Annotated in this window: 1 protein-coding gene; it reads left to right on the top strand. The window is 64.7% G+C overall.

Annotation, left to right across the window (positions count from 1 at the left end; genetic code table 11):
• Nucleotides 1-101: 101 nt before the first annotated feature.
• A complete protein-coding gene (locus AC0L3A_RS41065; protein ID WP_473256626.1) occupies nucleotides 102-263 on the top strand; it encodes a recombinase family protein in 162 nt (53 codons plus the stop codon).
• Nucleotides 264-331: the final 68 nt, after the last annotated feature.

Below are 331 nucleotides of genomic sequence, written 5' to 3'. Positions count from 1 at the left end.
CGTCCGTCGGCCTTGGTCCCTCGCGGATTTGACGTGGAAAGCGCCTTTTGTGATGGCGCTACGACCGTGATCACCGTGCGCGCCACGAGCGGGACTCCGCCATCCACCGGATCATTGAGAACCCGGTCTACGGCGGCGCCTATGCCTATGGCAAGACGGCTGTGGCAGCGGGATACAGCGCCGGGGGCGTGAGCGTGAAGATTCGCCGCAAGACCCGGAACGAATGGCTGGCGCTGAAGCCCAACACCCACGACGGTATGTGAGCTGGGAGAGGTTCGAGGCGATCCGCACCATGGTCAGCAGCAACGTTCCCACCGGTCGGCATCACGGC

Source organism: Bradyrhizobium sp. MI1.3 (assembly GCF_055811695.1).
Note: the sequence above shows the minus strand (reverse complement) of the source record. Positions and strands in the feature narration are given on the sequence as shown.